11 protein-coding genes and 1 pseudogene are annotated in these 8,499 nt (G+C 68.2%); 8 read left to right on the top strand and 4 right to left on the bottom strand.

Annotated elements, in window-relative coordinates:
* Positions 1–70 precede the first annotated feature (70 nt).
* On the top strand, positions 71–2,011 hold the full coding sequence (locus ASC61_RS19215; protein ID WP_056215058.1) for an ABC transporter ATP-binding protein: 1,941 nt from the start codon (positions 71–73) through the stop codon (positions 2,009–2,011).
* 6 nt (positions 2,012–2,017) lie between these two features.
* Here the strand turns inward: ASC61_RS19215 and ASC61_RS19210 are convergent, their stop codons facing one another.
* On the bottom strand, positions 2,018–2,374 hold the full coding sequence (locus ASC61_RS19210; RefSeq protein WP_056215056.1) for an ArsC/Spx/MgsR family protein: 357 nt from the start codon (positions 2,372–2,374) through the stop codon (positions 2,018–2,020).
* An 18-nt stretch (positions 2,375–2,392) separates the two neighbouring features.
* Positions 2,393–3,115, bottom strand: a complete 723-nt coding sequence (locus ASC61_RS19205; protein ID WP_162243689.1) for a septum formation family protein — start codon at positions 3,113–3,115, stop codon at positions 2,393–2,395.
* A gap of 90 nt (positions 3,116–3,205) precedes the next feature.
* Between ASC61_RS19205 and ASC61_RS19200 the strand changes: the two genes are divergently transcribed.
* Entirely contained in the window at positions 3,206–4,093 is an 888-nt protein-coding gene (locus ASC61_RS19200) for a sterol desaturase family protein (RefSeq protein ID WP_056215050.1), read from the top strand.
* On the opposite strand, the gene ASC61_RS19195 is transcribed toward ASC61_RS19200, so the two are convergent.
* Positions 4,090–4,389 (bottom strand): transcriptional regulator, encoded by a 300-nt coding sequence (locus ASC61_RS19195; protein ID WP_056215048.1) that lies wholly within the window; start codon positions 4,387–4,389, stop codon positions 4,090–4,092. The two genes, ASC61_RS19200 and ASC61_RS19195, sit on opposite strands and share 4 nt — an antisense overlap.
* Positions 4,386–4,859 carry a hypothetical protein gene (locus ASC61_RS19190; protein WP_056215046.1) on the bottom strand — a complete coding sequence of 158 codons (474 nt, stop codon included), beginning with the start codon at positions 4,857–4,859 and terminating at the stop codon, positions 4,386–4,388. Before ASC61_RS19190 ends, ASC61_RS19195 begins: the two co-directional genes overlap by 4 nt.
* Positions 4,860–4,965: 106 nt before the next feature.
* Here ASC61_RS19190 and ASC61_RS19185 point away from each other — a divergent pair, with 106 nt between their 5' ends.
* From ASC61_RS19185 to rplS, 6 genes and pseudogenes are all read left to right on the top strand, one after another.
* A complete protein-coding gene (locus ASC61_RS19185) occupies positions 4,966–5,736 on the top strand; it encodes a crotonase/enoyl-CoA hydratase family protein (RefSeq protein ID WP_056215043.1) in 771 nt (256 codons plus the stop codon).
* A 191-nt stretch (positions 5,737–5,927) separates the two neighbouring features.
* Positions 5,928–6,359, top strand: a pseudogene (gene rpsP / locus ASC61_RS19180) (30S ribosomal protein S16); the annotation flags it as partial.
* 137 nt (positions 6,360–6,496) lie between these two features.
* Positions 6,497–6,736 (top strand): RNA-binding protein, encoded by a 240-nt coding sequence (locus ASC61_RS19175; RefSeq protein WP_056215037.1) that lies wholly within the window; start codon positions 6,497–6,499, stop codon positions 6,734–6,736.
* Between the two features lie 5 nt (positions 6,737–6,741).
* Positions 6,742–7,275, top strand: coding sequence for a ribosome maturation factor RimM (gene rimM / locus ASC61_RS19170; RefSeq protein WP_056215034.1), 534 nt, complete (start codon positions 6,742–6,744; stop codon positions 7,273–7,275).
* Between the two features lies 1 nt (position 7,276).
* Positions 7,277–7,957 (top strand): tRNA (guanosine(37)-N1)-methyltransferase TrmD, encoded by a 681-nt coding sequence (gene trmD / locus ASC61_RS19165; protein ID WP_056215032.1) that lies wholly within the window; start codon positions 7,277–7,279, stop codon positions 7,955–7,957.
* Between the two features lie 156 nt (positions 7,958–8,113).
* Entirely contained in the window at positions 8,114–8,464 is a 351-nt protein-coding gene (gene rplS, locus ASC61_RS19160; RefSeq protein WP_056215029.1) for a 50S ribosomal protein L19, read from the top strand.
* Positions 8,465–8,499 lie beyond the last annotated feature (35 nt).

Here is an 8,499-nt window from a genome sequence, read left to right as displayed (position 1 = left end):
GCAGCGAGCGAACCGAAATGGTGCTCAGGCCGTCGCCTGCGATCCTTGCCCTCTTCTTGCAGGTGGCGGCATGAGCGGGCGCGGGCCGGCGCTTGCCGGCATGGGTATGCCGCCGGCGAGGGCCAAGGACTTCAAGGGCTCGCTGCGCCGCCTGATCGACCGGTTGCTGCGCCAGCGCGCCATGGTGTGGGGTGTCGTCGGCTTCGGCGTCATCGCGACGTCGATGGCCGTCATCGGTCCCAAGGTGCTGGGCCACGCGACCGACATCGTGTTCACCGGCTTCCTCAACGGCCAGTTCGCCGAGGGCCAGACCAAGGCCGAGGTCGTCGCTCAGCTGCGCAACGCCGGCAATGACAAGCTCGCCTCCCTGGTGTCCTCCGTCGACCTCCAGCCCGGCGCCGGCATCGACTTCCACAGCCTCGGCTGGGTGCTGACCGGGGTGCTGGTCCTCTACGTGCTGGCGTCGCTGCTGCAGTGGTTCCAAGGTGTGCTCACCACGACGGTCGTCCAGAAGACCGTCGCCGGCCTGCGCGACGACGTCGAGGCCAAGATCAACCGGCTCCCGCTGTCCTACTTCGACCGCACGGATCGCGGCGAGGTGCTGTCGCGCACGACCAACGACATCGACAACATCGGTCAGTCGTTCCAGCAGACCATGAGCCAGCTGCTGACCTCGGTCCTCATGGTCATCGGCACGCTCGTCATGATGCTCGTCATCTCTCCGCTGCTGTCGGTCGTCGCGCTGCTGACCCTGCCGCTGGCGTTCGCGATCACCAAGGCCGTCACGAAGCGGTCGCAGCCGGAGTTCATGAAGCAGTGGGCGAGCACAGGCCGCCTCAACGGCCACATCGAGGAGGTCTTCACGGGCCACGAGGTCGTCAAGGTGTTCGGGCGTCAGCAGGAGGCGCGCGAGGAGTTCGACACCCGCAACGAGGCGGTCTTCGCCTCGTCGTTCAAGGCGCAGTTCATCTCGGGTGTCATCCAGCCCGTCATGATGTTCGTGTCCAACATCAACTACGTGCTCGTCGCCGTGATCGGCGGTCTGCGGGTCGCGTCGGGCACGCTGAGCATCGGCGACGTGCAGGCATTCATCCAGTACTCCCGGCAGTTCACGCAGCCGCTGACGCAGGTCGCGTCGATGATCAACCTGCTGCAGTCGGGCGTGGCCTCGGCGGAGCGGGTGTTCGCCCTGCTCGACGAGCCGGAGGAGCGGCCCGACGAGGCCGACGCGCCGTTCCCCGATCCCGTGCGCGGTCGAGTCGTCTTCGATGACGTGTCCTTCTCCTACAGGCCCGACGAACCGCTGATCGAGCACCTCGACCTCGTCGCCGAGCCCGGCCAGACCGTCGCGATCGTCGGTCCGACCGGCGCCGGCAAGACGACGCTGACCAACCTCGTGCTGCGCTTCTACGACATCCAGGGTGGGCGCATCACGCTCGACGGCGTCGACATCGCGCGCATGGACCGCGGTCCGCTGCGCGAGAACTTCGGCGTCGTCCTGCAGGACACCTGGCTGTTCAAGGGCACGATCCGCGACAACATTGCCTACGGTGCCCATCGCGCGTCGGAGGAGCAGATCATCGCGGCGGCCGAGGCGGCGTACGTCGACCACTTCGTCCGCACACTGCCTGACGGCTACGACACCGTGATCGAGGACGAGGGCACCAACGTCAGTGCCGGCCAGCGGCAGCTGCTGACGATCGCCCGCGCCTTCCTCGCCGATCCCGCGATCCTGGTGCTCGACGAGGCCACGAGCTCGGTCGACACCCGCACCGAGTCGCTGGTGCAGGGTGCCATGGAGCAGCTGCGCTCCGGTCGCACGTCGTTCGTCATCGCCCACCGACTGTCGACGATCCGCGACGCCGACCACATCGTGGTGATGGAGGACGGCCACATCGTCGAGCAGGGCAACCACGACTCGCTGCGTGCCGCCGGGGGAGCCTACGAGCGGCTCTACTCGGCCCAGTTCGCCGCCCCGGTGGGAGGACCGGCGATCGGCGCCGCCGAATGAGGGACCTCAGCCGGCCAGGAAGGCTGCGACGCGATCCTTCGGCCGTCCGATGATCGCGCGGTCTCGGCGCACGAGCACGGGCCGCTGCATCAGACGCGGGTGCTCGACCAGCAGGTCGGCAACGGCCTCGGGAGTCGTGTAGTCGTCGGCGTCCAGGCCCTGCGCCCTGAAGAACGGATCCTTGCGCACGAGATCTGCCGGCGGGTCCTCGAGCTTGCCCATGAGGTCGATCAGGGCTGCGCGGTCGAGCGGCTTCTTGAGGTACTGCACGACGTCGAGGTCGATGCCGGCGACCGATGCCTCGTCGAGGGCGTGGCGGGAGGTCGAGCAGGCCGAGTTGTGCAGGATCGTCACGTCAGACATGTCGCGAGCATACGACCGTCAGCGCTTCGACCCTTCAAGCGTCCCGGTGCTGCGTGACCCGGTGGACACGAGGCACGTCACGGTGCGATCACGGCTCCACGACGACTCCACCGGATGCAGGAACAGGACCTCGAGCTTCGATCGGGCGTACGGCTTGCCGACGAAGGACTCGAACCGCGCGGCACAGCCTGTGTCGGCGAGCCGGCCGACCTCCGCGAGTCCGGGGAAGTCGCCGGCATCCAGGTCGAACTCGGCGTACGCCTCGAAGAAGTGCAGCGACGAGCAACGCGTGACGTCCACCGTGAAATAGGTCTTCTCGCCCAGGTTGTCCGCCGTGCAGTCACCCAGGCGCACGTCGGTGCTGGCGACCTCGCCACCGTGGGTCACGGCGCCGGCGGTGTCGCGGTCAGCGTCGTTCAGCGAGCCGACCACGACGAGCAGGATGATCGCGCCGATCCAGACCGGCATGATGATGAGCGCGGCGATCGCCATGCCCTTGCCGTTTCCGGGACGGTGCTTCGAGTCGCTGATGACCTGGATGGCCAGGATCAGCGAGATGATCCACGTGATGAGCCCGGGGAAGCACGCAAGCCCCAGGGCCCACCCGGCTTTGGTCCTGGAGGGCGGCGGCATCCTGCGCCACGGGTCCTGGGGGCCGTAGGCAGGGTAGGCGGGGAACGCGGGCGCCAGCGGCTGCCCAGCCGCTGGCGGTGGCGGTCCGGGCGGGTCCTGCTCGGTCATGGAAAGCTCCTCAGGCACGCCGATGTCGCGACAGGCTATCGCGGATCGAAACGCGTGTCCGGGGAATGCCCTTCGTGCGACCATGGCCGGATGTGGGAGGCGTTTTCGCACAACCTGAACGACCCGGCGGGCGCCGCCGTGCCGTTCTTCCTGCTGTTCATGGTCATCGAGATGGCCGCCGTGGGTCGCGAGGACCGCGAGGATCGGGCGGCCGCGGAGCGGGACGCCGAACGCCGGGGGATGGGCTACCTCAAGGAGGACACCCGGACGAGCCTGACGATGTTCGTCGGCTCGATCGCGTTCTCGGCGATCTTCCGCACCGCGGCGTTCCTGCTCTACACCGTCATCTACGTGCACCTGGCCCCTTGGCACCTGCCGGCCAGCAACCCGTGGACGTGGGTCGGCGTGCTGCTCGGCGTAGACCTGCTCTGGTACACCTACCACCGCTTCTCGCACCGCGTACGCCTCGGCTGGGCCGGCCACCAGGCCCACCACTCGAGTGTCTACTTCAACTTCTCGACGGCACTGCGACAGAAGTGGAACCAGTGGTTCGAGGTGCTCATCTGGCTGCCGCTGCCGCTGTTGGGAGTACCGCCGTGGATGATCTACTTCACGTTCTCGATCAACCTGATCTGGCAGTTCCACCTGCACACCGAGCGGATCGACCGCCTCCCGCGCTGGTGGGAAGCCGTGTTCAACACGCCGTCGCACCACCGCGTGCACCACGGCTCGGACCCGATCTACCTCGACCGCAACTACGGCGGCATCCTCATCGTCTGGGACCGCCTGTTCAGGTCGTTCCAGGCCGAGCTGCACCGCCCGACGTACGGGCTGACCTACCCTGTAGGCACCTACAACGTCTGGACCCTGCAGTACGGCGAGTACGTCAAGATCTGGCACGACGTCAGGCAGTCACCGCGCTGGCGCGACCGGCTCGGGTACGTCTTCGGTCCGCCGGGCTGGGCGCCGCGCGACTAGGGCGTCTCGACGTCGATGACCGCACGAAGTGCCGCAACATGCCCCTCGAACGCCGTGCGACCCGCAGGAGTGAGGCGTACGCGCACCCGTCGGCGCCGGTCCTCGACGGGCCGTTCGATGCTGAGGTAGCCCGCACCCTCGAGCGTCGCGAACTGCTTCGAGAGGGCAGAGTCGGACAGCCCCAGACGATCGCGGACGAACGCGAAGTCGATCCAGTCAGCCGAAGCCAGCAGCGCGACGATCGACAGCCGGGTGCTCGGGTGGATCAGCTCGTCGAACCGCGGTGCAGCGGTCATGCAGCGTTCCGCGCGACCCGGCGACGGATCGCGGCCATCAGCGTGGGCCCGCCGCAGAGAATGGCGGTCGCCGCGAACCCCGCGGCGATCGTCGACGCGTGCTCGGCGCCGTCAGCATCGACCGCGAATCCGACGGCGATGGTCGCGAGTGTCAGGAGGAGCAGGCAGCCGAAGAGGATCGCCGGGATGTGTCGGCCGGCGACGCTGGCCCGAACGCTCAGCCGGCTCGACTTGTGCCGCCCCGAGAAGACGTGCTGCGCCACTGCGGCATGTGCGGCGCCGAAGACCAGAGTCGAGCCGGAGGTCAACCAGACGTTCCCGAGGTCGGCTGCCATGCCCAGCAGCACCCATGCGGCCGCGAGGCCCCACCAGTACCAGCGCGGTAGGTCGATCTCGGCGATCACGTGCCTGCGCTCCTCGTCGACCGCACGCAGTGCCTGTCGAGCGTCCTCGGCGCTGATGTCGTCCATGTCCGTCACTCCTTCGACTTTCCCAGTAGGAAAGTGAGGCTACGGTTTCCTACCAGGAAAGTCAACAGGTTCCGAACGCCCTGCGGCCGTCCGCAAGAATGAGTCCATGGATCACGTTCGGTATGACATCGACGAGAACATCTGCACCATCACGATGGACCGCCCCGAGGTGCGCAACGCCGTGGACGGTCCGATGGCCGCCGAGCTCCGCGAGGCGTTCCAGCAGTTCGAGGAGGACGAGTCCCTCGCGGTCGCGGTGCTGACTGGTGCCGGTGGGACGTTCTGTTCCGGCGCCGACCTCTCGGCGGTCGAGGACCCCGAGCGCCGCAACGAGCTGGACCCTGAAGGCCTGGGCTCCGGCCCGATGGGACCGAGCCGCATGGAGCTGACCAAACCGGTCATCGCGGCGGTGTCCGGGCACGCCGTCGCCGGCGGCCTGGAGCTGGCGCTGCTGGCCGACCTGCGCGTCGTCGAGGAGGACGCGATCTTCGGCGTATTCTGCCGCCGATGGGGCGTCCCCTTGATCGACGGCGGCACCGTGCGCCTGCCGCGCATCGTCGGCCAGGGCCGCGCGCTCGACATGATCCTCACGGGCCGGCCGGTCGGCGCGCACGAGGCGCTGCAGATGGGGCTGGCCAACCGGGTCGTGCCGGTGGGGGACTCGCTCACCGTCGCCCACGACCTCGCCGAGCAGATCGCCGCGTTCCCGGCCGAGTGCATGAAGGCGGACCGGGCCTCTGCCTACCGCCAGTGGGACCTCCCGCTCGATGCCGCGCTGCGTTCGGAGGGTGCGAACGGCGTACCCATCGTGCAGCTGGAAGGTGCGGGCGGAGCGGCGCGCTTCGCCGGTGGCGAGGGCAGGCACGGCGAGTTCTGACCTGCACGCGCCTGAGGGGGCGCGGCCGAATTGGAGGCACGGCCGGTGTTCTGGCAGAATGACCCCTTGCGTCCGGTACGCGTGGAGACCCTCTCATCTTCGTGCCGCCCGGCTCACCGATTTCGTCGGCCGTGTCCCCACGCGGCACCGGCAGGTCACCACATACACACATCTGAGGAGACACCACACTCGTGGCAGTCAAGATTCGCCTGAAGCGTATGGGCAAGATTCGTACGCCGTTCTACCGCATCGTCGTCGCCGACTCGCGCACCAAGCGTGACGGACGCGTCATCGAGGAGATCGGCACCTACAACCCCAAGGCCGACCCGTCGATCATCAAGGTCGACGGCGAGCGCGCCCAGTACTGGCTCGGCGTCGGCGCCCAGCCGACCGAGGCCGTCGCCGCGCTGCTCAAGATCACCGGCGACATCGGTGGCAAGAACACCATGAAGTTCGCCGAGGAGAAGCGCAGCAAGGAAGACATCTTCCAGGAAGCGCTCAAGGACCTCCACAACGAGCCCAAGGCCGACGCGACGACCAAGAAGGCCGCCGCTGCCAAGAAGGCTGCCGCCAAGGCTGAGGAGCCCAAGGCTGACGAGGCGCCCGCCGAAGAGGCCAAGGCTGAGGAGCCCAAGGCTGAAGAGCCCAAGGCTGACGAGGCACCTGCCGATGAGGCCAAGGCTGAAGAGCCCAAGGCTGACGAGGCACCCGCCGACGCTGCGCCTTCTGACGAGGCCAAGGCCTGATCGTGGCTGCCCCCATGATCGAGGTCATCGAGCACCTCGTCGCCGGCATCGTCGACAGTCCTGACGATGTCGACGTGCGCGCCAAGCAGACGCGCAACGGCGAGCTGTTCGAGGTCCGGGTCAACCCGGACGACCTCGGCAAGGTCATCGGTCGTCAAGGCCGCACGGCCACCGCCATCCGCAAGGTCGCGGGCGCGATCGCCGGACGTGGCGGCGCGCGCATCGACTTCGTGGACGTCGACCGCCGCAGCTGACAGCCATGCAGGTTGTCATCGGCCGCATCGGCCGGGCGCACGGCATCCGCGGTGAGCTGAACGTCGACATCCGAACCGACGAGCCCGAACGGCGTTTCGCCCCGGGCTCGTCGGTCGTTTGCGGCGACCGTACGCTCACGATCGCGCGCGCCCGGCACCACAGCGGCCGTCTGGTCGTCTCGTTCGAGGAGATCCCCGACCGCACGGCGGCCGAGGCCCTGCACGGCCGCATCATCGAGGCGGAGGTCGACCCGCTCGACCTGCCCGACGACCCCGACGAGTTCTACGACCACCAGCTGGTCGGGCTCGAGGCGCGCACGGGCGACGAGGTCGTCGGCACCGTGACCGGCATCGTGCACGGCCCCTACCAGGACACGCTGGCCATCGACATCGACGGCCGCGAGGTGTTCATCCCGTTCGTCACCGAGATCGTGCCGGTCGTCGACGTCACGGGTGGTTTCGTGACGATCAACCAGGTCGCCGGGCTGCTCGACCCCGCCGAGGCCGAGAACGCCGCCTCGGACCTGACGGGCGACTGACGTGCAGATCGACGTCGTCTCCATCTTCCCGGCCTACCTCGACGCCCTGCAGCTGTCGCTCGCTGGCAAGGCGCAGGTCGCCGGCCTGTTGCAGGTGACCACGCACGACCTGCGCGACTTCACGACCGACAAGCACCGCAGCGTCGACGACACGCCCTACGGCGGGGGAGCCGGCATGGTCATGAAGGCCGAGCCGTGGGGCGAGGCCCTCGACGCGCTGGCCACCGATGCCGCCGTGATCGTCGTGCCGACGCCGTCGGGCACGCCGTTCACGCAGCGCATGGCCGAGCAGCTCAGCAGCCAGGAGCATCTGGTGTTCGCGTGCGGGCGCTACGAAGGAATCGACCAGCGGGTCATCGACCACGCCGCCAGCCGGTGGCGGGTCGAGGAGGTCTCGCTCGGCGACTTCGTGCTCAACGGCGGAGAAGTCGCGGCGCTGGCGATGATCGAGGCGATCGTGCGGCTCATCCCGGGGTTCATGGGCAATCCGGCGTCGCTCGTCGAGGAGTCGCACGGCGACGACGGTCTGCTGGAGTATCCCGTCTACACCAAGCCGGCGAGCTGGCGCGGCCTCGACGTGCCCGACGTGCTGCTCTCGGGCAACCACGCCGCGATCGCCGGCTGGCGACGCGAGCAGGCGCTCGAGCGTACGCGTCAGCGTCGGCCCGACCTGCTGGACTGAGCCCGCCGGCCGATTTCCTCCGGGGGGTCCGCATGTGGCAACATTGACCCTTGGCGCCGACGGTTCTGCCTCAGGGGAATCGTGTTCACCGCCGCAACAAACTTTCATTCGTACAGCAATCCGTGGGTGACCTGTGGCACCAGCGAGGAGTAGACCATGACCAACATCGTCGACCAGGTCGCCAGCGCATCGCTGCGCACCGACCTTCCTGACTTCCGCGCCGGCGACACGCTCGACGTGCACGTCAAGGTCATCGAGGGCAGCCGTTCGCGCGTCCAGGTGTTCAAGGGTGTCTGCATCAAGGTGCAGGGCTCGGGCATCGGCCGTACGTTCACGGTCCGCAAGGTCAGCTTCGGCGTCGGCGTGGAGCGTACGTTCCCGCTGCATACCCCGGTCATCGAGAAGATCGAGGTCGCGACCCGCGGCGACGTCCGCCGGGCCAAGCTCTACTACCTCCGCAACCTGCGCGGCAAGGCCGCCAAGATCAAGGAAAAGCGCGAGATCTGATCGCCGGTGAGTTGCCTGCCGCGCCGCTGAGGTCG

It is taken from the genome of Aeromicrobium sp. Root344 (assembly GCF_001425755.1).
Lineage (GTDB): Bacteria > Actinomycetota > Actinomycetes > Propionibacteriales > Nocardioidaceae > Aeromicrobium.
This window is presented reverse-complemented; position numbering and strand designations above follow the sequence as displayed.

Bases quoted from the DNA above. Each gene is read 5' to 3' on its own strand.
- ASC61_RS19195 (WP_056215048.1), bottom strand. From the start codon at position 4,389: ATGACCGCTGCACCGCGGTTCGACGAGCTGATCCACCCGAGCACCCGG.
- ASC61_RS19185 (WP_056215043.1), top strand. From the start codon at position 4,966: ATGGATCACGTTCGGTATGACATCGACGAGAACATCTGCACCATCACG.
- ASC61_RS19205 (WP_162243689.1), bottom strand. From the start codon at position 3,115: ATGACCGAGCAGGACCCGCCCGGACCGCCACCGCCAGCGGCTGGGCAG.
- ASC61_RS19200 (WP_056215050.1), top strand. From the start codon at position 3,206: ATGTGGGAGGCGTTTTCGCACAACCTGAACGACCCGGCGGGCGCCGCC.
- rimM (WP_056215034.1), top strand. From the start codon at position 6,742: ATGCAGGTTGTCATCGGCCGCATCGGCCGGGCGCACGGCATCCGCGGT.
- ASC61_RS19190 (WP_056215046.1), bottom strand. From the start codon at position 4,859: ATGGACGACATCAGCGCCGAGGACGCTCGACAGGCACTGCGTGCGGTC.
- ASC61_RS19210 (WP_056215056.1), bottom strand. From the start codon at position 2,374: ATGTCTGACGTGACGATCCTGCACAACTCGGCCTGCTCGACCTCCCGC.
- ASC61_RS19215 (WP_056215058.1), top strand. From the start codon at position 71: ATGAGCGGGCGCGGGCCGGCGCTTGCCGGCATGGGTATGCCGCCGGCG.
- rplS (WP_056215029.1), top strand. From the start codon at position 8,114: ATGACCAACATCGTCGACCAGGTCGCCAGCGCATCGCTGCGCACCGAC.
- ASC61_RS19175 (WP_056215037.1), top strand. From the start codon at position 6,497: ATGATCGAGGTCATCGAGCACCTCGTCGCCGGCATCGTCGACAGTCCT.